The sequence below is a fragment of the Serratia fonticola genome, assembly GCF_001006005.1.
Classification (GTDB): domain Bacteria; phylum Pseudomonadota; class Gammaproteobacteria; order Enterobacterales; family Enterobacteriaceae; genus Chania; species Chania fonticola.
The window spans coordinates 5,179,465-5,205,064 of sequence record NZ_CP011254.1; the positions used below are offsets into that span (position 1 = coordinate 5,179,465).

23 protein-coding genes are annotated in these 25,600 nt (G+C 52.6%); 10 read left to right on the forward strand and 13 right to left on the reverse strand.

Features of this window, described 5'->3' with window-relative positions; translation table 11 throughout:
* Positions 1 to 138: 138 nt before the first annotated feature.
* A complete protein-coding gene (prs, locus tag WN53_RS22980) occupies positions 139 to 1,086 on the forward strand; it encodes a ribose-phosphate diphosphokinase (RefSeq protein WP_002211240.1) in 948 nt (315 codons plus the stop codon).
* A 181-nt stretch (positions 1,087 to 1,267) separates the two neighbouring features.
* On the opposite strand, the gene ychH is transcribed toward prs, so the two are convergent.
* The gene (ychH, locus tag WN53_RS22985) at positions 1,268 to 1,546 is read right to left on the reverse strand and encodes a stress-induced protein YchH (RefSeq protein ID WP_024485438.1); all 279 of its coding nucleotides are present in this window, start codon (positions 1,544 to 1,546) and stop codon (positions 1,268 to 1,270) included.
* Positions 1,547 to 1,910: 364 nt separating this feature from the next.
* Here ychH and pth point away from each other — a divergent pair, with 364 nt between their 5' ends.
* Complete coding sequence (pth, locus tag WN53_RS22990; protein WP_021806702.1) at positions 1,911 to 2,501, forward strand: aminoacyl-tRNA hydrolase; 591 nt, start codon at positions 1,911 to 1,913, stop codon at positions 2,499 to 2,501.
* 25 nt (positions 2,502 to 2,526) lie between these two features.
* Here the strand turns inward: pth and WN53_RS28740 are convergent, their stop codons facing one another.
* Positions 2,527 to 2,772 carry a hypothetical protein gene (locus tag WN53_RS28740; protein WP_021806703.1) on the reverse strand — a complete coding sequence of 82 codons (246 nt, stop codon included), beginning with the start codon at positions 2,770 to 2,772 and terminating at the stop codon, positions 2,527 to 2,529.
* 920 nt (positions 2,773 to 3,692) lie between these two features.
* On the opposite strand from WN53_RS28740, the gene ychF reads away from it, so the two are divergent.
* A complete protein-coding gene (ychF, locus tag WN53_RS22995; protein ID WP_021181096.1) occupies positions 3,693 to 4,784 on the forward strand; it encodes a redox-regulated ATPase YchF in 1,092 nt (363 codons plus the stop codon).
* 145 nt (positions 4,785 to 4,929) lie between these two features.
* Here ychF and WN53_RS23000 read toward each other — a convergent pair whose 3' ends face one another.
* The 4 genes from WN53_RS23000 to WN53_RS23015 all read right to left on the reverse strand — a co-directional run bounded on the left by WN53_RS23000 (position 4,930) and on the right by WN53_RS23015 (position 8,836).
* Positions 4,930 to 5,220, reverse strand: a complete 291-nt coding sequence (locus WN53_RS23000) for a heavy-metal-associated domain-containing protein (protein ID WP_024485439.1) — start codon at positions 5,218 to 5,220, stop codon at positions 4,930 to 4,932.
* Positions 5,217 to 5,540: a hypothetical protein gene (locus WN53_RS23005; RefSeq protein WP_244887729.1), complete on the reverse strand. Its 324-nt coding sequence runs from the start codon at positions 5,538 to 5,540 to the stop codon at positions 5,217 to 5,219. The genes WN53_RS23000 and WN53_RS23005 overlap by 4 nt, the downstream gene beginning before the upstream one ends.
* A gap of 10 nt (positions 5,541 to 5,550) precedes the next feature.
* Entirely contained in the window at positions 5,551 to 6,696 is a 1,146-nt protein-coding gene (locus WN53_RS23010; protein WP_046808507.1) for a transglutaminase-like domain-containing protein, read from the reverse strand.
* 235 nt (positions 6,697 to 6,931) lie between these two features.
* The gene (locus WN53_RS23015) at positions 6,932 to 8,836 is read right to left on the reverse strand and encodes a methyl-accepting chemotaxis protein (RefSeq protein ID WP_024485441.1); all 1,905 of its coding nucleotides are present in this window, start codon (positions 8,834 to 8,836) and stop codon (positions 6,932 to 6,934) included.
* A 278-nt stretch (positions 8,837 to 9,114) separates the two neighbouring features.
* On the opposite strand from WN53_RS23015, the gene WN53_RS23020 reads away from it, so the two are divergent.
* Positions 9,115 to 9,693 carry a YiiX family permuted papain-like enzyme gene (locus WN53_RS23020; protein WP_046808508.1) on the forward strand — a complete coding sequence of 193 codons (579 nt, stop codon included), beginning with the start codon at positions 9,115 to 9,117 and terminating at the stop codon, positions 9,691 to 9,693.
* Positions 9,694 to 9,716: 23 nt separating this feature from the next.
* Here the strand turns inward: WN53_RS23020 and WN53_RS23025 are convergent, their stop codons facing one another.
* The 5 genes from WN53_RS23025 to WN53_RS23045 are packed head-to-tail and all read right to left on the reverse strand — an operon-like array spanning position 9,717 to position 13,652.
* On the reverse strand, positions 9,717 to 10,010 hold the full coding sequence (locus WN53_RS23025; protein WP_024485443.1) for a YicS family protein: 294 nt from the start codon (positions 10,008 to 10,010) through the stop codon (positions 9,717 to 9,719).
* Positions 10,011 to 10,061: 51 nt separating this feature from the next.
* On the reverse strand, positions 10,062 to 11,171 hold the full coding sequence (locus tag WN53_RS23030) for an AAA family ATPase (RefSeq protein WP_024485444.1): 1,110 nt from the start codon (positions 11,169 to 11,171) through the stop codon (positions 10,062 to 10,064).
* The gene (locus WN53_RS23035) at positions 11,159 to 11,872 is read right to left on the reverse strand and encodes an RNA ligase family protein (RefSeq protein ID WP_024485445.1); all 714 of its coding nucleotides are present in this window, start codon (positions 11,870 to 11,872) and stop codon (positions 11,159 to 11,161) included. Before WN53_RS23035 ends, WN53_RS23030 begins: the two co-directional genes overlap by 13 nt.
* Before the next feature lie 50 nt (positions 11,873 to 11,922).
* Positions 11,923 to 12,540, reverse strand: coding sequence for a peptide chain release factor H (gene prfH / locus WN53_RS23040; protein ID WP_024485446.1), 618 nt, complete (start codon positions 12,538 to 12,540; stop codon positions 11,923 to 11,925).
* Positions 12,537 to 13,652, reverse strand: coding sequence for an RNA ligase RtcB family protein (locus WN53_RS23045; protein WP_024485447.1), 1,116 nt, complete (start codon positions 13,650 to 13,652; stop codon positions 12,537 to 12,539). The genes prfH and WN53_RS23045 overlap by 4 nt, the downstream gene beginning before the upstream one ends.
* A gap of 425 nt (positions 13,653 to 14,077) precedes the next feature.
* Here WN53_RS23045 and hutW point away from each other — a divergent pair, with 425 nt between their 5' ends.
* The 5 genes from hutW (at position 14,078) to WN53_RS23070 (ending at position 21,372) form a co-directional block, all read left to right on the forward strand.
* A complete protein-coding gene (hutW, locus tag WN53_RS23050) occupies positions 14,078 to 15,415 on the forward strand; it encodes a heme anaerobic degradation radical SAM methyltransferase ChuW/HutW (protein ID WP_024485448.1) in 1,338 nt (445 codons plus the stop codon).
* A 12-nt stretch (positions 15,416 to 15,427) separates the two neighbouring features.
* Entirely contained in the window at positions 15,428 to 16,051 is a 624-nt protein-coding gene (chuY, locus tag WN53_RS23055) for an anaerobilin reductase (RefSeq protein ID WP_046808314.1), read from the forward strand.
* 385 nt (positions 16,052 to 16,436) lie between these two features.
* Entirely contained in the window at positions 16,437 to 17,510 is a 1,074-nt protein-coding gene (locus WN53_RS23060; protein ID WP_024485933.1) for an HlyD family secretion protein, read from the forward strand.
* A complete protein-coding gene (gene rbbA / locus WN53_RS23065) occupies positions 17,507 to 20,248 on the forward strand; it encodes a ribosome-associated ATPase/putative transporter RbbA (protein WP_024485932.1) in 2,742 nt (913 codons plus the stop codon). The genes WN53_RS23060 and rbbA overlap by 4 nt, the downstream gene beginning before the upstream one ends.
* Positions 20,248 to 21,372, forward strand: coding sequence for an ABC transporter permease (locus WN53_RS23070; protein ID WP_024485931.1), 1,125 nt, complete (start codon positions 20,248 to 20,250; stop codon positions 21,370 to 21,372). The genes rbbA and WN53_RS23070 overlap by 1 nt, the downstream gene beginning before the upstream one ends.
* A 43-nt stretch (positions 21,373 to 21,415) precedes the next feature.
* Here WN53_RS23070 and WN53_RS23075 read toward each other — a convergent pair whose 3' ends face one another.
* Complete coding sequence (locus tag WN53_RS23075; protein WP_024485930.1) at positions 21,416 to 22,579, reverse strand: mandelate racemase/muconate lactonizing enzyme family protein; 1,164 nt, start codon at positions 22,577 to 22,579, stop codon at positions 21,416 to 21,418.
* A gap of 145 nt (positions 22,580 to 22,724) precedes the next feature.
* Here WN53_RS23075 and WN53_RS23080 point away from each other — a divergent pair, with 145 nt between their 5' ends.
* Positions 22,725 to 23,726, forward strand: coding sequence for a LysR family transcriptional regulator (locus WN53_RS23080; RefSeq protein WP_024485929.1), 1,002 nt, complete (start codon positions 22,725 to 22,727; stop codon positions 23,724 to 23,726).
* A 91-nt stretch (positions 23,727 to 23,817) separates the two neighbouring features.
* On the opposite strand, the gene WN53_RS23085 is transcribed toward WN53_RS23080, so the two are convergent.
* Positions 23,818 to 25,455 (reverse strand): DUF4139 domain-containing protein, encoded by a 1,638-nt coding sequence (locus WN53_RS23085; RefSeq protein WP_080660743.1) that lies wholly within the window; start codon positions 25,453 to 25,455, stop codon positions 23,818 to 23,820.
* Between the last annotated feature and the right edge of the window lie 145 nt (positions 25,456 to 25,600).

Below are 25,600 nucleotides of genomic sequence, written 5' to 3' on the forward strand. Positions count from 1 at the left end.
GCCCTGTCATCTCTGCGCTGCTCTGCAGTTCAAGTTAGTTTTACACACCCGTATGTATATTGCGTCGGCGTCGCCAACTGCCCCTTGGCGAAGACCGTATGACAATATCTTCTCTGGACGCATGCTGAGGTTCTTCTCGTGCCTGATATGAAGCTTTTTGCTGGTAACGCCACCCCGGAACTAGCACAACGTATTGCCAACCGTTTGTACACCAGCCTTGGTGACGCCGCTGTAGGTCGTTTTAGCGACGGCGAAGTGAGCGTGCAAATCAACGAAAATGTACGCGGCGGTGATATTTTCATCATCCAGTCCACCTGTGCACCCACCAACGACAACCTGATGGAACTGGTTGTTATGGTTGATGCCCTGCGTCGCGCCTCCGCAGGTCGTATTACTGCTGTAATTCCTTACTTCGGCTATGCCCGCCAGGATCGCCGTGTGCGTTCTGCGCGTGTGCCAATCACTGCCAAAGTTGTTGCCGACTTCCTCTCCAGCGTAGGGGTTGACCGCGTATTGACAGTCGATCTGCATGCCGAGCAGATCCAAGGTTTCTTCGATGTCCCGGTAGATAACGTATTCGGTAGCCCGATCCTGTTGGAAGACATGTTGCAACAGAACCTGGAAAACCCGATCGTGGTTTCCCCAGATATCGGTGGTGTCGTGCGCGCCCGCGCGATCGCCAAACTGCTTAACGATACCGACATGGCCATCATTGATAAACGTCGCCCTCGCGCAAACGTTTCTCAGGTGATGCATATTATCGGGGACGTGGCAGGCCGCGACTGTGTACTGGTCGATGACATGATCGATACCGGTGGTACCTTGTGTAAAGCAGCTGAAGCGTTGAAAGAACGCGGTGCCAAGCGCGTATTTGCCTACGCCACGCACCCGATCTTCTCCGGTAACGCCGTGGATAACATCAGGAACTCGGTGATTGATGAGGTGATCGTCTGTGACACTATTCCACTGTCAGCAGAAATCAAGGCGTTGAAAAACGTGCGCACTCTGACCTTGTCCGGTATGTTGGCTGAAGCTATCCGCCGTATCAGCAATGAAGAGTCAATTTCCGCGATGTTCGAACATTAATCCCTTCTCTGGCGCGGTTTACCTCCACTGCGCCAGGTTGTTCGGGTGAACATCTCAGAAAACAAAAAACCCGTTGAAGCGCGAGCAACAACGGGTTTTTTACGGGATGTGGGACATAGCCTTAAACCTTATACGGCCAGGTTTCCTTGCCTTTGTTCGCCAGATCCTTGGTTGTGGTTAATCAATGTGACGGACGGCGCGGGTTGTTTTGGCAGCGTTTATCAAAGTGTTTTGCCCACCAATAACGATCTGCAACCCGCTCGCGCCCACCAATACGTGCACCGGCAAGCCACAACAAGGCGCCGATAAAGATACTAATGATGGCGCCGTGGGCAAAGAACTGCGGCAAATTGAACTGTGATACTTCAGCCAGGATGGAGTATCCTACCCCGCCAACCATCACTACCATACCCATTCCCATTAAAACGTTGCCAATGACCTCAGCGTTTTTACGTTTCATATGCCACCTCCATAGTGCCATGTGCCAATAGAGGGAAAACCCTAACTCGTTATCCCACTTTGATTAGTTAAGTATAGTCGTTATTTCAGCATGGGTATTGCGTGACCGATCACAAATGGCAACAAAAGGCTGACAATTCTTTACTTTATGTTAAAAATTAGCGAGGTAACTAAATTGTTTTACTAATGTATTATTCAGTTTTCAGCTATTCACGGGGGGGCGCCAGATTTTTGTCATTCTGCACGCAGGCAGGTACACTAACGGCCTATAAATTTCGAGCTGTGCCGTTGTGAAACCTCAGGCGATCGCAACCTGGCAGGCAACGGGCACGCCCTTTCCATTTTTCTAGCATAGTGAATCTCTTGTGAGCAGTATCAAACTGATTGTTGGCCTGGCCAACCCGGGCGCAGAATATGCCCAGACACGGCACAATGCCGGCGCATGGTATGTTGACCTACTGGCGCAACGCCACAACCAACCGCTGAAGGAAGAGAGTAAGTTCTTCGGTTACACCGCACGCCTGAATTTGGCCGGTAACGACGTTCGGCTGCTGGTTCCTACCACCTTTATGAACCTGAGTGGTAAAGCCGTTGGCGCCTTGGCTACCTTCTACCGCATTCTGCCGGAAGAGATCCTGGTAGCCCACGATGAATTAGATCTGCCACCAGGGGTGGCGAAACTCAAATTAGGTGGCAGCAACGGTGGCCACAATGGCCTGAAGGATATCCAGAGCAAGCTGGGCAACAACCCGAACTTTTATCGCTTGCGCATTGGCATCGGCCACCCAGGGGATAAAAACAAGGTGGTAGGCTTTGTGCTGGGTAAACCGCCAGCATCAGAGCAAACGCTGATTGATGATGCCATCGATGAGTCGCTACGTTGCACGGAGATCTTGCTGAAGGAAGGTATGACTAAAGCCATGAATCGTTTGCATGCATTTAAAGCGACTAGCTAAGCGGTTAGGCCAAGTAATGTGATTTTCACTTGCTTGGCCTGCTACTTATTGGACAATAGCGGCACAGTTTACGGGTACAGCATGGCTGCACGCTGTTTTGCACAACAACATCAACCACATCCGGCGTAGTTTTCTTTTTCAAATCCGCATTTCCACCAAAAAAAGGCCGCTCAATCAGGCTCTTCCTCCGCTCGTTCCTGAAATGAATAATAAAAGAAATAACTGAAAGTAATAATAAAATCGGTGCGGAAAGCACATCAATCCCATTCATAGAATAAATTCCTCCTTGAATTCAAATAGCACAGCGAATAATACGCGGATAATATCTTAAAAAAATACGCCCAACAATAGTTATAGTTAAATTTATCGTTACCCTTCTAAGCCTACCTCAATATAATTAAGAGAATACTTATGTTTCCACGGAAACATCCTATAAGGGCGATAGGATATTTCCATTAAACAATCACAGATAATTCTTATTAAACCAAAGGCAATTACAATAACATATTAAATAAATTAACCATTCAGACTAAGTGCAAAGAATAATCCCATTAAATAACAAATACCAATAAAAACAATATCATACAATTTCATTGTGCTTAAATAAATGACTGCCATACGAGACCATGATTAAATATTCATCATATTTAAAACAAAAAATAGTTTGAAATTAATGTATTTTTCTAACCTATATAGATAGCCCACCATAAGATAAGTAACGTATTGCGGTTTAACGTTCTGTAACTCTTTATCCGCTGTGATCCACCCGCTTTTATTATCATATGTTGCCACATTGTTTCATTGGATGAGGGAAAGGAAAGCTCAATAATAACCACAGAAAAAGAGCGCCTTTATGGTTAAACATGCATTTTAAATAAAACATTAACTCACTTATATTACTAAATATCTGATAACAAATACCTAGAGTAATCTCCGATATTAGCGTTCCATGTCCTATTGCCAGATGTGTTCAACCTGGATCTGCACCTTGCCTGCAGAACACCTCTACCGACGTTGAATTGAGCCGACCCGGGCGTTAGCAGCCGTAAGGCACGCCTCAAGTGATAGCGCCAGCAACGGGCAGATCGAGATAACTGCCCATAACGTGTATAATGGCGGGATAATTTCGTCCTTTATGCAGCAGGCTAATGTTAACCTGTTGATAGTCAAGATATTTAAGGTGATATAAACATGGGATTCAAATGCGGTATCGTCGGTCTGCCTAACGTTGGTAAATCCACCCTGTTCAATGCGTTGACCAAAGCGGGTATTGAGGCGGCTAACTTCCCGTTCTGCACCATTGAACCTAATACCGGCGTGGTACCGATGCCCGATGCACGTCTGGATCAACTGGCCGAAATCGTCAAACCACAACGCATTCTGCCCACCACCATGGAATTCGTTGATATCGCAGGCCTGGTAAAAGGGGCTTCCAAAGGCGAAGGCCTGGGTAACCAGTTCCTGACCAACATCCGTGAAACCGAAGCTATCGGCCACGTGGTTCGTTGCTTTGAGAATGACAACATCATTCACGTGAATAACAAAGTGGATCCGGCTGACGATATTGACGTCATCAACACCGAGTTGGCGCTGTCCGATCTTGATACTTGTGAACGCGCCATTCATCGTGTGCAGAAAAAAGCCAAAGGCGGCGATAAAGACGCAAAAGCCGAATTGGCTGCGCTGGAGAAATGCCTGCCACAGTTGGAAAACGCCGGTATGCTGCGCGCGTTGGATCTGACTGCTGAAGATAAAGCCGCGATCCGCTACCTGAGCTTCCTGACCCTGAAGCCAACCATGTACATCGCCAACGTCAACGAAGACGGTTTTGAGAACAACCCGTATCTGGATGTTGTGCGTAAGATTGCTGCCGAAGAAGGTTCCGTGGTAGTTGCGGTTTGCGCCGCTGTTGAATCCGACATCGCAGAGTTGGAAGATGAAGACCGCGCTGAATTTATGGCTGAGTTGGGTCTGGAAGAACCAGGTCTGAACCGCGTGATCCGCGCAGGTTATGAATTGCTCAATCTGCAAACCTACTTCACCGCTGGCGTGAAGGAAGTGCGTGCCTGGACCATCCCGGTTGGTGCTACTGCCCCGCAAGCCGCCGGTAAAATCCACACCGACTTTGAAAAAGGCTTTATCCGTGCGCAGACCATCGCCTTTGAAGACTTTATCACCTACAAGGGTGAGCAAGGTGCCAAAGAAGCCGGCAAGATGCGTTCAGAAGGGAAAGACTACGTCGTTAAAGATGGCGATGTGATGAACTTCTTGTTCAACGTCTAAATGGTTTCTTGGCTTCACAACAGTATCTGAACAACTAATGAAGCCCAGTAAACATTTGAAATCCACGCAACCGCGTGGATTTTTTTATATCTTGGTGCCTCAGGTTTCCTCGCAGCAATTCAGTACAAAAATCAGCACAGTGTAACTACGGGGCTGGCACTACGCCCTGGATTTCGCCGCTATAGCCGGTACGGGAAATCGCCGTCAGCAATACCTGATTATCAAAACCCTCGGGCACAATCACTTCTGCCTGGTGCGTTTTCAGTGAGGCTTTGGCCTTAATCACTCCATCAGTCGAGCGCAACGCTTTATTGATGGAGATGACGCACAGTGAGCAGGTCATGGCTTTGATATCAATCGTGACTTTCTGGTTCTCCGCCCATAACCGCGGCGCAATCAATACCAGAGCCAGCAGCAGAAAAATGCGCTTCTTCATTCCATCATTTCCCAAATCCAAGGTAATACGTAGGGGTAGGTCATCAACGCCAATAGCAAAGGTACTGACAGCCAGTAAAGCCAAATGAGTACCCGACGGCTGACGACGTTCACGCAGACCGGGCGTGGCGACAGATAAAGCCGCCAAAATCCTCGCAGCATCAATCCGATAGCCACAATAATCATTGGCCACTGCAACCAGGATAGCGCCGGGATCCCCGTGAGCCCGGCAGCCGAGATACCAAACACCAGATACAACAACGGCCCGAGGCAGCAAAGCGTCGATGCTGCGGCGGCAAGCAGAGCCGCCAGCAGCGTCATTACACTGCCCTTAACGCTGTTCGACAGAGACATAGTCATAGCTGAATTCGGCCGGATCGTAGAAGTTTAACGGGTCACCATCCACTTCAGCATAGGGGTAACCAAAGTTATTGAGGTCGCCCTGCTCTGCCTCTGGCGAAAGCGCGAAATCACGGGCGTAGTTAAAACCAACCCAGTTCATTTCCCAGTTGCCGAACAGGTAATCGTTGACGGCTTCAACGGCGGCATCACCGTTTTCTTTTATCTCTGCCAGACGCATTTTAGTGACGTCGGCCGGATCGGCTGGTAGCCAGCCGAAACCTGCCAGCCAGAACATCGCCCGGCAGTGCTGCCCCCCGCTGACTTTTGCCACGCCTTGCTCATCAGCGCTGCCAAATGCCTTCTTCGAATAGCTCCCCAACTTGCGGGATGCGCCCAAGCGAATACCAAACATCTCACGCGCCGGGATCCCGCAGGCACGGCACAACGCGACAAACACGGAGTTGATATCGGTACATTTGCCGCCCAGTTTGCCGGCCTTAAGGATTTGGCCCACATCACCGGTACCGCAGCCAATCACCGCATCGTCACGATGCATATGGGTTCTTACCCACTCATGGATTAATCGCGCCTGCTGCAGAGGGGATTTCTCACTGCCAATAATCTTCAACGCCGTTTCTTTCACTAGCCCATCCACCGGGATATGTGGGGTCGCGTTAAGATAGGGTTGTACTTCTGCGGGGAACACCAGATCGGTTTGCGGGAGGTGCCATTCGGCCAGTTGGTTGCTCTTCAGCGGTTCCCAGTCCAAGGTTTCAATCAGCATTTCCACCTTCAGTTCCATTGGGCCTTTGGAGTCCGGCCAGGAAGCAAACAACGTTTTGGCTGCGTAGGTATTATTCGCCGTGAGGTAGGCCTGCTGATAGTTGCCAGAAAAAGAAATGTGCTTCAGTTGCTGGAAGGCGGTGTCCAGGGGGACCGGGATCCACAAATTGGCCTTACCTTCTGAGCCTGCTGGCGCTTTCAGCTGGTAAGTTTGTGTCATCACAAAACGTCTTCTGTTATCAACGCAGGTTGACGCAGGGATATCCGTTTTACGCGACTCAGACCAGACCGGGCTTATCAGCCCAAAAGAAGATAACGCCGCCGCACCCTTGAGAAATTTACGCCTTTTCATCACCGTTCCTTTTTTATTATCAGATAGCGCCAAAGCCTTGCCCACCGCCTTTGGGAGGGCAATAGTATGCACCCAGGCAGCACAAAACGACATACCGCTTACACAAAAAGACATCAGGAAATATACGGTAAACGGCATGAGGGAAAGTGGAGACGTCTCAAGAATAATAAAAATACGCTACGGAGCAAACGATCGAGTCGGAGGTGGGATTACTCCCACCGTCCTTACAACAACATTATACGATAAACCGATTCACTAATTGGGTCATCGCTGCCGCTTGGTTGTCCAGTACCTGACTGGCACTGGCCGCTTGGGAAACCAAAGCCGCATTTTGCTGGGTGACTTGTTCAAGCTGATTCAAAGCCAGATGAACCTGCCCCACCCCCAATGATTGTTCGTTGGCGGCCTGAGCGATATCGCTAACATATTGTTTCATCAGTCCTGAATTATCTGCTGCCGCTTTTAGCGCGATCCCGGAAGCCGAAACCCGGGCGACGCCTTCCGCAATTTTTTCCATATTTTGATTAATCAGCTCTCGGATCTGGCTCGCCTCTTTAGCACAACGTTGAGATAAGTTACGCACCTCACTTGCTACCACCGCAAATCCCCTGCCGGACTCGCCAGCTCGAGCGGCTTCTACCGCAGCATTGAGCGCCAATAAATTGGTCTGAAAAGAAATGTCGTCAATAGAAGCCACGATACGTGAAATCTGCTCACTAGAATTACGGATCTCCGTCATGCTCTGGCTGGCCTCATTCGCCACGCGATTCGCCTGCATGACATCACGCTCCATCGCCAGCGTGAGTTGTTCAGCTTCGCGGGCGTTATCTGCAGTCTGGGCAATCGCCGTGGATATTTGTTCCATACTTGCCGCAGTTTCAACGATAGATGCCGCCTGTTCATCAGTACGTTGCGCTAAATCCTGATTGCCAGCAGCAATATCACCGCTAGCATGGTGAAGCACCTCCGAGCCGGATTTAATCTCTTTAACGATATGCTGAATATTTTCAATGGATTGGTTATAGGCATGATTCAATGCTGACAGCTCATCACTACCCGGCACGCTAAGGCGTTGGGTCAAATCCCCCTCCATTTCACCAATCGTTTTCAGCGTTCCTTGCAGTTGCAGATGGATACTCCGCGCAACGACGGTGGCTATCGCCAAGGCCACTGCCAGGGAAAGAAGGCTGATGCACAGGAAAGTTATCCATTCGCTACGTGCCGTGCGTGACAACTCTGCAGCATGCTTTTGCAAGGTGTCAGCGGTTTGATTCTCTAGTTGACGCAGCACTTCAATGCGCAGAGTCTGAGCCTTGAACCAATCGGTAGGATTAACTTTGAATCCACCGGTGGTGACTTTATCGATCGCAATCTCACGAAACTTAAGGGCATCGGCTGCCGATGCAGAGCGTAATGCGCCATCAAGCGCCGCCGCCTGCTCCGCGGTGCTGAAACGACGAGTCGCAGAAAGCCAGGCCTCTTGTTTTCCTACCACATCGCTCAACTGGCGGAATTGCCCGTCACCAAAACGATCGCTAGAGAAAACGCCGGAGAGTAATGCCCGCTCTATTCCCGACTGTTCTTTCAGGTTAAGCAGGCTGTAATACGCTGACAATTCTTGGCCGATTTTGCCCGAGGTCGTCAAATGCCCGATACCGCCGACAAAATCCAGCACCTGCGCGATGGTCTTAGTATAAAAACCAATGGCTTTTGGCGCCGCGGTGTGTAAATTGCTGACGTTATTACGCACCTCGCTCAGCAACTGAGTTTGGTCGTTAAATAACTGAATCGCCGATGTATCAATCCCTTCCAATGCGCGGCGATCCGTTTTAGCTAACAGCTGGCTAAATGTCGCCATAGCCGCATCCGTTAGTTTACGTTGATCCGCTAGTTCAGCGCGAAACTGCCCGCCGCCAGAGCCCAGGTAACCGGCGCTCATGCCACGCTCTTTTTGCAGCTCATGCACGACATCCCCTGCACCACGCGCAATTGCCGTTAGCTGAACGATGACATCCATCTGACGTTCGGTGTTGATACGGGTTTTCATACCCGAACCGGCAAACCAGCATAAAGCCAGTAGCAGTGGAAACAGAGCAATGAAAAGCTTCATTCTCATCGATATACGGTAGATCCCTAACATCCGGTTTCGTCCTATTTAGCTGACAACATCAATAGAACAGCTATCGGCCCGCTTTAAGCACCCTTTAACCACAATGTTGGAATTGTTATTATTACATTGATAAATAGCATTATTTTTATTAAAGCATGAGGGCAGCCAATGCGACCTCCCTGCTTTGATCTACCACTTCATCCTCACTTCACACAGCCCCGATAAAATGGCTAGATTCTAACTTCGAGGGATTGAACGTGATTTTTACCAAACGCCTGTGGGCTATCCTCTTTCTCACCATCGGCCTGATGACCGTGCTGGTCAGCCAAGCTCGCGAGCTACCTGCGGTGCAGGATGGTGACATCATTTTCCACACTTCCCGCTCGGCACAGAGCCTGGCGATACAGCAAGCCACCGGCTCGCGTTACAGCCACATGGGCATCATTGTGCTGCGAGATGGCAAACCTTACGTATTCGAAGCGGTATCGACGGTGAAATACACGCCGCTGGCCGCCTGGATCGATCGGGGAGAGCAAAAGCATTTTGTCGTCAAACGGCTGAAGAACGCCAAGCAAATGATGACGCCGTCCGCGCAGCTAAAAATACGCCAGCAGGCCAAAAGCTTTGCCGGAAAGCCCTACGACATGCAGTTTTCCTGGTCTGATGAGAAGTTATATTGCTCGGAGTTGGTGTGGAAAATTTACGATCGCGCACTAGGGATACAAATCGGCAAGCTGCAAAAAGTGCGTGAATTTAACTTTGGTGCTCCTGCCGTGCAGCAGAAACTGAAAGAGCGCTACGGAACGCGAATCCCGTGGGACGAATCGGTTATTTCGCCGAAGGCGATGTTTGAATCACCGCAATTGGTCACGGTGATCGCAAACTGAAGGTTCTGCTTAACCGCAAGGCATCAGAGTTTCGGGCATTCCACCTTGTCTAGTGCGGCCTGGTAATTTTTAGGGTTATTACGCTCAATAGCCAATTTGGCTTCGCGGACATAACGCTCATTGGTCTCTGACGATAAAATGGTATTGGCCCATGCCTCGTCAGAGATCGTGGTTGGCGGGTGGCAGCGCTTTTTGAGATCGACCATAATCTGCTGCTTTTGCTTGGCAAACTCCAGTGATTCAAACGCGGAGTCTGCCAGCACGCTGGCAGACATCAACAGGCAGGGTAACAGAAGCAACATTCGGGCAGTCATCATCGGGCATCCTTTGATCAGAAGACAAACAATGGCTTAACTATAGCGCAAACCTCAAGAGCTGACCCGCAACTCCACCTCATGCGCCTCGTCCGCCTGCGGGATCTCCAATTTACTCAGCATCCGCGCCATCGCATCAGTTGGTACGCTGTACTCCCGCTCGGCATTCTGCCGCTGCCACTGGGCATACGGCACTTCCAGGTAAACAATCTTCACCCTTGCGCCATAGGCGATAAACAACTCAACCAACTGGCTACGCAACTGCCGGGTAATATTGGTGGCATTCCAGACAAAAGGCTCACCTCGCCTTAGCAGCGTTTTTGCCTGCGACTTGGCCTGCTGCACGACCCAGCCGGTCGCGTTCTTGTCGGTAGGAGACAACCGGTGTTGCCGGCGGATGTTGTCCAGGCTGATAACCTCAAGCCCAGCGGCATGCTGCGCGATATAGCGATCTTTACCCATTCCCGGCAGCGCACAGAGTAACGTCACTTCGCTCTGAAATTGCTCGTAGGGAACAAAATCCACGCTAGCCTGCGGATGCGTCAAATAGTGGTAACGCTGGTTATCGCTAGCAAAAGGACGTGCTTGCCCCCAGCAATGCTGCTCCTGACAAAACAGTTCGAACAGCTCGATGTTATCCAGCAGGCCGTTTTGGTCGTCACACTCGCGCCCCAACACGTCCGCCCGTGCCAACATCGCCAGCAACCGTGTATCCAACCGTAAGGCCGCTAATAACAGCGCCCGCTCCGGCGATGGCCGCCCCATGATCCATAATGGCAAACCATGAAAACGTACCAAGGCCGCTACCTGTTCACGCAGTTCAAACGGTGTCACGATATCCCGATAGAGGATCGAGCGCGTGGTCAGTTCACCGCGTTTAGCGTGGTTGGGTGAGGTCACCGAACCATCGTCGGCAACCCGCGTGGTACTGCGCTTTTCTACATCGTGCAGCAAGGCGGCAGCCCAAACCAGCTCCTGCTGTTGCTCTGGCAACGCCAAAAACTGCGCAGACTCGGTCAGTGCCGCCAGCACGCGCTGGGTATGGATTGCCACATCGCCTTCCGCATGATGACGGGGATCTTGTGGCACCTGATGCATGTCGGCCACCCAACGGAATTTATCCGCCAGCCTGCCCCACTGCTTGTCTTCACTTAAGCACCACATGGTTTATCCTCCTGCTGATACTCGTACGCCATACGCGCTCGTTGCCAATTCACTCTCCAGTGACGATCGGTTTTCACATGGTTTTTACGCACGTACTTAAATACGTTATGGGAAAACTGAGCCACCGGGAATTCAGCCGCATTGCGGGTGACAATCCCTTCCATAGTACATGGCAAGCCGGTATGTACATCGTGCGGCGCAAAACTCCCCACTACTCCCACCTGCTCCAGTATTGCCGAGCGGTATTCTTGTTCCGTCTGGCGCGGCACGTCCTGTACCACTTCTGGTACACAGGCAAAATCAAATAATGTCGCGTAAAACTGCACTTCTTGCCAACTCAGCCACATGTCTTTACAGCGCACGGCGAATAGATAAAAGTCCTGTTGCAGGCCACGATATTCGATCGAATGGGTGGCATACAAATTCTCCCCAAACAGTTCGATATCGCCCAGGTCATTTTTAATCAGTTGCCAACGCTGGCGGATCTGGCGCGTCCAGGCAGAAACCGTCGGTGCCGCATGGGAGCGTGCAAATACGCCATATCGATTCAGGCAGTTATTCTCACCATCGAGCTTTTCCGTATGGATCAGTGAGGGGATTAACCGTATGTCTTGCCAATAGTGTTTATTGATCCGATCGTCACTGGTGGTTCCCGGTGAGAACGGATAATGGTACGTCCGACCATATTTATGTGTTTCCATTTCTTTTCTTCTTATAGCGTTATCGGCCTGCCCCATCAGGCCGATATTGATTAAGCGAGCGGCGTAAAGCTTTCGCCTTTAAACACCCGAACCGGTGAACCGCGCACTATTTGATGGTGAAACATCCGTCGTTCAGCACGCTGTTCGTCCAGTTGCTGTTGCTCAAGCTGTTCCAAACGGTGAGCGATCAGCAAATACGCCAAACGCTTATTGGCATGTTGGCTGCGCTCGGTCTGCACTTTGACGCTAATGCCGCTAGCGATATGGGTGGCGCGAATAGCCGACTCCGTTTTATTCACGTGCTGCCCACCCGGCCCGGAGGACTTCAACGTCTCAAAACGGATCTCGCTCTCTTTTGGCACTGCTGCCGGAGAGAAACGCGCTGCACCAATAAACCAGTTCTTTCTGGAGCGCCCTGTACGCCACGGGCTTTCGCAAATCCACTGCAATGTCCCGCACCACTTGGCGGCCAATGGCTCCGCCGCTTCGCCGTTAAGCGTCAATAGCACCGAACGCAACGTGCCGGGCAGGCGGCCCTCTTCCCGCTCAACCTCATGCAGTTCCACCTGCATGGCCTGAGCCTCTTTGTGGAGCTGGCGCAGTGCCAAACTCACCGCCAGGCAACATTCATCCGGCCCCTGGGCGGCAGAAATCTGTAACAAGATCATGACTGCCCCCCGCTGGTTTTGTAGGTCAACACTGGCTGCATACGCGCCACCAACGTGACCAATCCGGCCTGCTGCAAGGCTCCTACTACACTATCAATCGGCTTGTAGGCTTCCGGCGCTTCCTGATAAATCAGTTGGCGGTCGCGGCAAATCACCCGGCTGCCGAAACGGGTTCTGGCCAACTGCTCGGTGCTGAAACGCGCCGATAAGCGGTCTTTACACTCGGAACGCATCCATTTTCGCCCGGCACCATGCGCCAACGAATACAAACTGCTGGCGGCAGGTAATGGCTGGACGATATAGCTGTAATCACCGCGCGAACCGGGGATCACCACCAGCCCTTCATCCGACGGGGTAGCCCCTTTACGATGCAGCCAGCCAGGCACGCCCTCGATAGTGGCCGCCGCCAGCAGGTTATGATGGATATCCAGTAGGCAATCGCCAGCAGTGCGTAACCGCTGCAATATCCGCTGGGCAATCAGTTGCCGGTTTAAGCCTGCAAAATCCAATGCCTGTTGATGCTGTTGCAGATAATCGTTGGCCGCATCGGTATTTTCCAGCAGGCCATGATGCCCATGGGCGCGCACATGCTGTTCCAATATTAGCTGGCCCAAGCCACGCGAACCGCTGTGCACCAACAGCATCAGACGTTTTTTATCGAGACCGGCCTGCGGCTGATATATTTCGTCGATGCGTAGCAGTTCAGCAAAATGATTACCGCCGCCAATGGTGCCTAATGCACGAGAATAATCGCCAAGCGCAGGCGGAATATCCCCCAACTCTTCTTCCTCTAGCGGGCCGTCAATATTGCCCAGGTTTTTTTCCAGTTTATCCAGCGACTGTTTCATCGCCAGCAAATCTGTTTGCCATAGCGACATACCGCAACCGATATCATTACCGATTAACGCCGGGTAGAAGCGATGTTGTGAAAAGAAAGCGGCACCGACCGGGTAACCACGGCCAGGATGCAAATCTGGCATCCCGACTACGCGCACCATATCCGGCAGCTTGGCGGTAATTTCTAATTGTTGGATTGCATTTCCTTCAATCCAGGTGTGTTCCGACGCGATCAATGAAACTCGCGGCGTAACGGAGCCAATAGTATTGCTCATAACCAATCCTGATTAATATTTTATCTCATTTTTTGGATTTGGCGGGCGGTAGCCCTAGCAATACCTGGAGAACAGGAAATTATGCCTGAGGATACGACCCGCAAAGGGTAAACAGTGCGTGATAATTCATGATGTACCTCCTTTGCAAAGTGAATGAATGGGAAAACGCGGCGATAGTACATATAAACTCCAGCGTTAGCAATGGTTGTTCGCATCGACCATTAAAATTTAATTCGGGGCGCCGCAAAGTTTGACCCAAGTCAACGTTACATTTAATTGGCGGCTTGCTGGATAGACTCTGCTGACGATTGTCAGTATATAAATGCAAATGGTAATCATTTTCAGTTAAACTATGACAGGTCTGAGTGGCTGCGCTTCCATGCGGCCCTGCCTCCATCAGTTCTGCCCCATTGAAGGAACTTGAGTTGAAACATGACACTGAGCTGGATTTAACCCCGCATTTTGCACTGGCAGGCAATCAGCCGTTTAAAGATCGTCGTGCCATGATGCCGCTGCGCGGCGCGATCCCCGTGGAAAAACCGCTGCTGGCATCAACCTGGCAAAACGTCATCGGCCAGACCACGCCCAGCCGCAAGCGTCTGGTGTATCTACACATTCCGTTTTGTGCCACCCACTGCACCTTCTGCGGCTTTTACCAAAACCGTTTCGAGGAGGACAGCTGCGCCCGCTACACCGATGCGCTGCTACGCGAGATCGAAATGGAGGCAGACAGCCCTCTGCATCAGTCTGCGCCAATCCATGCCGTCTATTTTGGTGGTGGAACGCCTTCGGCGCTTGCCGCACGGGATCTGGCTCGCATCATCACCGCACTACGCGAACGACTGCCGCTGGCCCCAGACTGCGAAATCACCATCGAGGGCCGGGTGCTAAACTTTGACGATGAGCGGATAGACGCCTGTCTGGATGCCGGAGCCAATCGCTTTTCGATTGGTATTCAGTCGTTTAATAGCCAAATCCGCAAAAAAATGGCCCGTACCTCCGACGGCGCAAGCGCCATTGCGTTTATGGAAGGACTAGTTCGTCGCGACCGCGCTGCCGTGGTCTGCGATTTGCTATTCGGCTTACCCGGTCAGGATGCGAAACTTTGGGGCGAAGATCTGGCGATTGCCCGCGATATAGGCCTGGACGGTGTCGATCTCTACGCCCTCAATCTGCTGCCCAATACGCCGCTGGGTAAAGCAGTGGAAGCTGGCCGCACCTCCGTTCCCTCACCTGCCGAGCGGCGCGATCTCTATTTGCAGGGCTGCGATTTCATGGACCAGGCAGGCTGGCGCTGTATCAGCAATAGTCACTGGGCGCGCACCACGCGAGAACGCAATTTGTACAACCTGTTGATTAAGCAAGGCGCAGATTGCCTGGCCTTTGGCTCCGGCGGCGGGGGTTCGGTCAACGGCTATTCCTGGATGATTGAGCGCAACCTCACTAGCTGGCACGACGCTATCGCTGCGGGTCGCAAACCGCTGATGATGATGATGCGTACCTCAGGTAACCGAAGCCAGTGGCGTCAGCCGTTACAGGCTGGCGTGGAAAACGCGCGCATCCCGCTGGATGAACTGACGCCCGATGCGGAAAAGCTGAAGCCGCTGCTCGCACAGTGGCATCGGGCGGGGTTAACCCGCGACGCTACAACCTGCCTGCGCCTGACCAACGAAGGGCGCTTCTGGGCAAGCAATATTCTGCAGTCTCTTGATGAGCTGCTCCAACAACTGGATCTGCCGCGCATTGCGGTAGCCACCCTCTAACAGGAGTGAACGATGAAACCATGGCTGATTTTTGGCGCTGGCGGCAAAGGGGTCGGCGCGCTGACCCTGGAACTTGCGCTGGCGGAACAGCGTCCGGTGGTTGCGGTGGTACGCAATCCGGAGGCTGCCGCTCGCCTGCGGGAGAAAGGCGTACAGGTTTATCTCGGTGACGCTTGTGATGCCATTGCAGTCACCCGCGCTTGCGAAGCTGCGGGTGCCAACGCGACGATCATCTCTTCAATGGGCGGCGCACAGGATTATCTGGCCCATCGGACAGTGATTGATACGGCGGAGAAATGCGGGATATCGCGCATGATCCTCGTCACCTCGTTGGGCTGTGGCGACGGTTGGCCGTTTTTATCACCACGCGCCAAAGCAGGGTTTGGCCAGGCGGTACGCGAGAAATCGCTGGCGGAAAGCTGGTTACAGACCAGCACGCTGGATCACGCCATCTTGCGCCCCGGCGGGCTGCTAAACGGCAATGCTACCGGCAAGGCGCAACGCTTTCAGGGGCAAGAAGTTCATGGCTTTGTGATGCGTGCGGACGTTGCTGCACATGTCCAGCAACTGGCAAATGCCCCCGCACTCAATCAACAGGTCTATAGCCTGGTTGAACCGGCTCTTAAACCGGCGTAATCCCTACATGGCGCTGATTGACGGCGCCATGCCTATTTTTTCTCCTTGTTTCTATTCATTTTTTCCGGTTGTCGCACGTCGAAAAGGCACAATAACCCAATAGAGTTAGGAGCTTTCATATTAGTATGAGGACCAGTATTAGCTATTAGTGCGCTTGTTTCATTCATACAACGATGGGATATCTTGAAGACACGTATTCATGGCCTTGCCTTCTTTCTCTTTTCCCTCTGCCTTAGCGGCAGAACCTCCCCTGTTTTGTTATCGATTCATCATTTTTTATCCCTGTCTGCCATGACTGAAATTCCGTTTAACAGAGCAGCCTAGCTGGGTTTGTTAGACCTCGTAGCGCCTTTCTTTTTTCTTGTATGGACTACAGCGAGTCTTTATGAATATCAAAAACAGAAAACGCCTCACTTTCTATTCACTGCTTATCCTGGTCATCGTGGCCGCTTGTGCTGCATGGTGGCATCTACGCGATCCTGGTATCCCCGAGGGATTCGCCCGCAGTAATGGCCGGATTGAAGCGACAGAAATTGATATTTCGACCAAGGTAGCGGGCCGTATTGAAAAGATTGAGGTGCGCGAGGGGGATTTTGTCAAACAAGGCCAGGTACTAGCCCACATGGATACCCGCGTGTTGGATGAGCAGCGGCTTGAAGCACAGGCCCAGATCCGTGAAACCGAGAGTGCAATTGCCACAGCCAAGGCGTTGTTAGCCCAACGCCAAAGTGAAAAATTAGCGGCACAAGCGGTGGTTCGGCAGCGAGAGGCGGAACTGCATTCGGCCAACAAGCGTTTTTTACGTTCAAAAACGCTGGTCAAAAACAATGCCGTATCCGCCCAACAGCTGGATGATGATACCGCCGTAGCACAGAGCACGCTTGCATCACTAGAGTCGGCAAAGGCACAGGTTTCTGCGGCTCAGGCAGCGATAGAATCCGCACAGGCGGGCATTATTCAAGCCTATACCCGCGTCGAAGCGGCTAAAGCGACCGAACGCCGGATCGTTGCCGACATCGAAGACAGTGCGTTAAAAGCCCCCCGCAATGGCCGCATTCAGTATCGCGTCGCCGAGCCGGGTGAAGTCTTGGCCGCTGGCGGACGCGTGTTGAACATGGTCGATCTTAGCGACGTGTATATGACCTTCTTCCTCCCTACCGAGCAAGCGGGTCAAGTCGCAATCGGCAGCGAAGTACATGTGATCCTGGATGCAGCCCCAACGCTGAGAATTCCCGCCAAAATCACCTATGTCGCCAGCGTGGCCCAATTCACGCCGAAAACCGTTGAAACCGATAATGAACGCCTCAAACTGATGTTCCGTGTGAAAGCACGTATCTCGCCGGAGTTATTGGAAAAACACCTTGAGTACGTCAAAACCGGTTTACCGGGGATGGCCTATGTCCGGCTAGATAGCGCCAAAAGCTGGCCGGAAGATCTGGCTGTGAGGCTACCGCAATGATGAATCGCACCGGCACATCTGTGGTCGAACTGAGCCAGGTTAGCCAACATTATGGAGGTACCGCCGCGTTACATGAGGTCAGCATTGAGATCCCTGCACGGCAGATGGTCGGGTTAATCGGGCCGGATGGCGTGGGTAAATCCAGCCTGCTGTCCCTGATAGCCGGAGCCAGGGTCATTCAGTCTGGCAAGATTGCGGTGCTCGGTGGGGATATGGCCGATGCCGACCACCGGCGCAGCGTTTGCCCACGCGTTGCTTATATGCCTCAGGGGTTGGGGAAAAACCTCTATCACACCCTGTCTGTCTATGAAAACGTCGATTTCTTCGGCCGCCTGTTTGGCCAGGCGAAAGCAGAACGAGAGCAACGGATAACCGATTTACTGCACAGTACCGGGCTGACAAAATTCCGCGACCGCCCTGCAGGCAAACTTTCCGGCGGGATGAAGCAAAAGCTGGGGCTATGCTGCGCGTTGATACACGATCCCGAACTGCTGATCCTCGATGAACCCACAACCGGAGTAGATCCTCTTTCTCGTGCCCAGTTCTGGGAACTGATCGATCGCATCCGTGAACGCCAGACCAATATGAGCGTACTGGTCGCCACGGCCTATATGGAGGAAGCCGAACGCTTCGATTGGCTGGTAGCCATGGACGCCGGGCGGGTATTGGCAACCGGTAGCGGGCGTGAACTCCGCCAGCAAACCCAAAGCGCGACGTTGGAAGAAGCCTTTATCGCTTTGCTGCCTGAAGAGAAACGCAATAATCATCAACAGGTCATTATTCCACCGCGTGATAAATCCAATGATGACGTCGTGGCGATTGAAGCTCAGGGGCTGACGATGCGCTTTGGGGATTTTGTCGCAGTAGAAAACGTGAATTTCCGCATTCCACGCGGTGAAATCTTCGGTTTTCTGGGCTCCAACGGCTGTGGTAAATCCACCACCATGAAGATGCTGACCGGGCTGCTACCCGCCAGCGAAGGTAAAGCCTGGCTGTTTGGTCAGGAAGTCGATCCTAAAGATATCGAAACCCGCCGCCGGGTAGGCTATATGTCGCAGGCATTTTCGCTTTACAGCGAATTGACGGTACGTCAAAACCTCGAGCTTCACGCTCGGCTGTTCCATATCCCCGAAGAACAAATCGCCGCTCGGGTAGAGGAAATGAATCAGCGCTTCATGCTCACTGAAGTGGCAGATGCGTTGCCTGAATCCCTGCCGCTGGGCATTCGCCAGCGTTTATCCCTGGCAGTCGCGGTGATCCACAAACCTGAAATGTTGATCCTCGACGAACCCACTTCCGGTGTCGATCCGGTGGCTCGCGATATGTTTTGGAATTTGATGGTGGACCTCTCGCGGCAAGACGGCGTGACCATCTTTATCTCCACGCACTTTATGAACGAGGCGGAACGCTGTGACCGTATTTCGCTGATGCATGCCGGTAAAGTGTTAGCCAGCGATACACCGCGGGCTTTAGTGGCACAGCGCGGCCTGAACACGCTGGAGGAAACATTTATTACCTACCTGCGTGAAGCTTCTGGCGACGACGGTATGCCACCAGAATCTCTGGCAGAAAACCCTGCTCCCCAGGCATCACCACATGGGGTGAATAACCGTTTCAGCCTCGCACGCATGTTTAGCTATAGCCAGCGAGAATCGCTGGAGCTGCGACGCGATCCTGTGCGTTCTACGCTGGCGTTGGTCGGCAGCGTAATCCTGATGTTTATCATGGGCTACGGTATCAGCATGGACGTAGAAAACCTGCGGTTCGCCGTGATGGATCGTGATCAAACCGGCACCAGCCAGGCCTACGTGTTAAATCTTGCGGGTTCACGCTACTTTATCGAGCAGCAACCGATCACCGATTATGACCAGTTGGAACACCGGATGCGCAACGGCGAACTGGCAGTTGCCATCGAAATTCCACCTAATTTTGGCCGTGATATCGCCCGTGGACACAAGGTGAAAATCGGTGTCTGGGTGGACGGAGCGATGCCTAACCGTGCGGAAACGGTGCGGGGCTACGTACAGGCGATGCATTTGAACTGGTTAGGCAGCATGGCGGCGCAACAGCCTATCGTGGCAAAGAGCAACGTGCTGATGGACATAGAAACGCGCTATCGCTACAACCCGGATGTGAAAAGCCTGCCTGCCATCGTCCCGGCGGTGATCCCGCTGTTGCTGATGATGATCCCTGCTATGCTCACCGCGCTAAGTGTAGTGCGGGAAAAAGAGCTTGGCTCCATCATCAACCTGTATGTTACGCCAGTGACCAAGACCGAGTTTTTGCTGGGTAAACAGCTGCCCTATATCGTATTGGGCATGCTTAACTTCTTGCTGCTGTGCGCGCTGTCGGTGTTCCTGTTTGGTGTGGAGCACAAAGGCAGTTTTCTTACGCTGTCGCTGGCGGCATTGTTGTACATCATAATCGCTACCGGCCTTGGGCTGTTGATCTCTACCTTTATGAAGAGCCAGATAGCGGCGATCTTTGGTACGGCAATCATCACTCTGATCCCGGCGACCCAGTTCTCCGGCATGATTGACCCGGTTTCGTCGTTAGAGGGCATTGGCCGTTGGATCGGCAATATTTACCCGACCTCGCATTTCCTGGCCATCACGCGCGGTACCTTCTCCAAAGCGCTGAACCTGTTCGACCTACAGGCTTCGTTTATTCCTCTGACGATCGCCATTCCGGTGATTATCGGGCTAAGCGTGCTTCTTTTGAAAAAACAGGAGGCTTAATGCGCAGCTTACGTAACATCTTCAACCTCGGGATTAAAGAGCTACGCACTCTGCTGGGTGATAAAGCCATGCTGGCGTTGATCGTCTTTTCGTTTACGCTGTCTATCTATTCATCAGCAACGGTGACGCCAGGCTCTTTGCATCTGGCTCCGTTGGCCATCGCGGATCAAGACCAATCTCAGCTCTCCACTCGCCTGATAAACAGTTTTTATGCGCCCTATTTCCTGCCACCGGCCATGATTGACTCCCATCAGATAGACACGTTGCTGGATGCGGGGAGCTATACTTTTGCGATAGATATCCCGCCCAACTTCCAGCGCGACGTACTGGCTGGCCGGCAACCCGCCATCCAGCTTAACGTAGACGCCACCCGCATGAGCCAGGCTTTTCTGGGTAACAGCTACATACAAAACATCGTCACTGGCGAAGTGAACGAGTTCATGGAGCGTTATCGGGAGGGTACCGCACTGCCGGTAGATCTGGAAATACGCACCCGCTTTAACCCCAACCTGGAGCAATCGTGGTTTGGATCGGTCATGGCGATTATCAATAACATCACCATGTTGGCGATTATCCTCACCGGTTCGGCGCTGATCCGCGAACGCGAGCACGGTACCATCGAACATCTGCTGGTAATGCCAATCACGCCGTTTGAGATCATGCTGGCCAAGGTGTGGTCGATGGGATTAGTGGTACTGCTGGCTTCCGGACTCTCGCTGGTGTTTATGGTGCAAGGCGTGCTGAATGTGCCTATCGAAGGCTCCATTTTGCTGTTTATGCTGGGCGTGGCGCTGAGCCTGTTTGCCACCACCTCAATCGGCATCTTTATGGGAACTATCGCGCGTTCGATGCCGCAACTGGGGCTGCTGATGATCCTGGTGCTCTTGCCACTACAGATGTTGTCTGGCGGCTCTACCCCACGTGAAAGCATGCCGTGGTTAGTGCAGAATTTTATGCAAACCATGCCAACCACTCACTTTGTCAGTCTGGCGCAGGCCATACTTTATCGTGGAGCGGATTTCAGTATCGTGTGGCCACAGTTTGCTATCCTGCTGGTGATTGGTTTCGCGTTCTTTGGCTTTGCGCTTAGCCGCTTCCGTAAGACGATAAGCTCTATGGCGTAAGGATCCGAACAGGCAGGGTTCTTCTCCTGCCTGTTGCCTTATATCACTCCGCCAACGCACGCATCACCTTGATGAGTTCCGATTTACCTTCAAAGCCAATCCCCGGCAGTTCAGGCATCACAATATGGCCGTCTTCCACCCTCACCGAGTCTGGGAATCCGCCGTAGGGTTGGAACAGATCCGGGTAGCTTTCATTGCCCCCTAGGCCCAAGCCCGCAGCAATATTTAATGACATCTGGTGGCCACCATGCGGAATACAGCGGGAGGGAGACCAGCCGAACTGCTCAAGGACTTCCAAGATGCGGAGATATTCCACCAGCCCATAGGAGAGCGCGCAGTCAAACTGCAGATAATCACGGTCGGGGCGCATACCGCCGTAGCGCAACAGATTACGGGCATCCTGGTGTGAAAACAGGTTCTCTCCGGTCGCCATTGGCCCCGGATAGAACTCGGACAGCGCGGCCTGCAAAGCGAAATCTAGCGGGTCACCCACCTCTTCGTACCAGAACAGCGGATACTCCCGCAGCATCTCGGCGTAGGCAATCCCGGTTTCTAAATCAAAGCGACCGTTGGCATCCACCGCTAGCCGCGCCTCGTGGCCAATCTCTTGCAATACGGCCTCTATACGACGGCGATCCTCCTCCAGCGGCGCACCACCAATTTTCATTTTCACCACGTTGTAGCCACGATCCAGATAACTACGCATCTCCTGACGCAGCGCGGTGAGATCTTTGCCTGGATAGTAATAACCACCGGCGGCATAGACAAACACCCGTGGATTAGCCACGGTGCCTTTCATATCCGCCAGCAGACGGAATAACGGCTTACCGGCAATTTTGGCGGTGGCATCCCAGATCGCCATATCCAGCGTTCCCACGGCTACCGAACGTTCTCCATGGCCCCCGGGCTTTTCATTGATCATCATCGCCTGCCACACCCGGTGCGGATCGAGGTTATCGCCCCGTGAGTTGAGTAAACTGTCAGGCTCAGCCTGCAAGATGCGATCGCGGAAACGCTCGCGGATCAGCCCCCCTTGCCCATAGCGCCCGTTGGAGTTAAAGCCGTAGCCCACCACCCGGCGGCCATCAACCACCACATCGGTCACTACCGCAACCAGGCTGGTGGTCATCTTGCTGAAATCGATATAGGCATTCCTGATCGGCGAGGCAATCGGTTTGGTGATTTCCACCACGTCTGTAATACGCATTTTTCTCTCCAACGGTCGTGATTCGCAGGGGTATCGTTGATGCATTTTTCGCATCCTAGACTGTCAGGCATTGGCACCCTGCCGGTTTCTTGCCATAGTAAGCGGCTAGAACATCACCGGCCAATGCGAAAAAAGGATAGCTGTTATGCAGAATCGGCATCACTTGGAACTCACCTGGCTTGAGGATTGCGTAGCGCTGGCCGATACCCTCAATTTCTCCAAGGCCGCCGAGGCTCGCTATGTCACCCAACCGGCATTCAGCCGCCGCATTCAGTCGCTGGAAGAGTGGGTCGGCACGCCGCTTTTCGAACGTAATCGGCGGGGAGTTCACCTCACCAAGGCCGGTGAAGTCTTTTGCAAACAGGCCCCCGAGTTAATCAGAGCGCTCTACACGCTGAGGAGCGAAACCCTGGATGCCACCGGGCAGCACCAACCGGACGTGGTATTTTCAGCCACCCACGCCCTCTCATTCTCTTTCTTTCCGGCGTTGCTCAGGCGCAATGAAAAGATGGCCAGATTAGGCTCTTTCCGCCTGCTGTCCGATACGCTAAAAGCCTGTGAGAACCTGTTGGCACGAGGGGAGGCGCAATATTTACTCTGCCATTATCATCCGCATATGCAGATGACTCTCGATGCGGAAAAGTTTGTTAGCCTACGCCTGGGGAAGGATCGATTGCTGCCCTACAGCCTGGCTTTGCCGGGTTCCGCAACGCCGATGTGGAAAATCGGGGAGCAAAAATTCCCTTACCTGTCGTTCAGCAATGACTCGGGGTTGGGGCGAATTATCGCCAACAGCGCGGTGATTAGCCGGGCCAAACGAGGGATGGAAGTCGCTTTTACTTCGGATCTCGCCGCCACGTTGCTCGCCATGGTGGCGGCTGGAGAAGGTGTCGCCTGGTTGCCGCAGTCGCTGGCAGAGGCCGACGTTGATAGCGGCAAGATCGTAGTTGCCACCGACCGCCCCGACGATTTGTGTCTGCCCATTGAGATACGCCTCTACCGGCCCGTGACCAAGATGGCTAAATCCGTTGAGGCACTGTGGCAGCTATTTGCCAAGGAAGCTGAATTGGCCCCTCACCCCAACCCTCTCCCACAGGGAGAGGGAGCTGGCACAGAGCCGTTTTCAGGTACAGAAGTCAGTCTTTAACCAGGCTACTGTTGAGGACTAATACAGTAGCAAAGATGTGGCACGTTCGGTCCCCTCTCCCTGTGGGAGAGGGCTAGGGTGAGGGGTAAAGTTATAAATTGCTCACGCGCTTATCCTTTGGATACTTCACCGTATAAGACAGGGTGAACTTCTCAGACTGATTCGCAGGTAAATCCAGTGCCCACTGCACGTTACCGGTGTCTTTATCGTAGCTGGCACCGTCGTACTTCAGCCCGTCGATAGTAATCGCCGAATCCCGGCTCAGCGGCATCTGTTCCATCACCACCAGCTTAATCGGCTCTTTGCGGGTATTTTTCACGCTGGTGACAAAGGAGTACTGTTGGCTTACCGAATTGCCAAAGAACTCAGCCTTCGAGGTCAGCTGCTTGCCATTTTCGCGGTTAACGATAATCTTTTTGTCCCGGCCCAATGACAGATCCAGCGTCTCTTTGGCCTCGGCGATATTGATATACCCCTGGCCGACAAACGAACCCTCGAAGAAAATACTGGACTTGCCCGGCAACAAATTAAGCTGCTCCCAGTCTTTTAACTGTACCTGCAAGAAGGCATCAGGCTCAATTTTCGGCACCACCACGTAGCGATAGTCGCCCTGAACGTCTACATCCTTGATGGTGACGGAATGCCCTTTACCATCGGAGGCAATGTTATAAGGCAGGGAAATGCTAAAGCGGGTATTCACACCACCAGCGTCGGTGACCACATAGTCAGAGAGGGAGCTTTTAGCTCTGGGGGCCATTGCTCCATCAAGCTCTGGAGCATTCGCGCCAGCGGCCATTTCCGCAAGGGGAGCCGGTGCCGGTCTGGGTATCGACCTTGCCATCTTGGAACTTGAGTAGTCCTGATAAAAATCGAGGTACCAAGGTTGCAACTTCGGCGCCTGCGCCCCTTCGCTCGGGTTGCCGCTGGAAAGCGTCAGGTTGACCTTATCCCAGTTGATGCCGCTGTTCTGAAACACATTGGCCTTATAGCTCAACTTGACCGGCTGGGTAATGCTGTTGACCCGCACATCATAAGTCGGCACCCAACCTGCATCTGGGATCACATAAGACAGCTTAACGTTACTGGTCACGGCTTTCGCAGTGTAAAACTTCACCACCACCTGATTCACCGTTTGGCCAGTCTTCTGCTGAGCCTCGTCCAACTGGCTCTTCAGCTTTTCGATATTCTTGTCAATCGCAGCGATTTTCTCTTTAATCTCGATATCCGCCAGCAGCACCTCACTCATGCGGCGGCTAACCAGCTCAAGCATTTGATTAACCTGCTCAACGGAATCGCCCTCTTTCTCCGAACCCAGCGCACGGTTACTTTCCAGTACCGCCAACTGCGCCTGGATCACTTCCCGCTGCACGTTCAGTTTGCTTTGCTCGCGCACCTCATCATCAATCTGCTTGGTTAATTGCTCCACTTCAGGCGACACATGTTCGGTAAGAAAATCGCGTTTTATGCTGAAAGATTGCACGACCACGCCGTTATCGGCATCGAGCATCAGGCTCTGTTCGTTCAGCCCGCTGGCAATATTGGTAAAGACGACTTCGCTTTCCCCCGCCGGTAGCGTCACTTTGCTGCTGTTGAATAACTCGGCACCGCGAATAAAGACCGTCACGTCGTTGAGCGTGACGTTTTGCGCCTGCGCCAGGCCGGTATAGGCCAACAGCACCGAGGCCGCCAACAGCGTGGTTTTAAATCCAGGGAAGAGGGTCATCGTCATTTATCCTTAACAAAGAGGTTCCGTGCAGAATATCGACGAATTATAGCATGCAGCCTGGTGGTAAGATTTCTGAAAGATCATCACGTTCAAAGGTAAAGCAGCGATATTCGTGTCATCTAGCCACGTCGCGCGGATCATGAAAGAA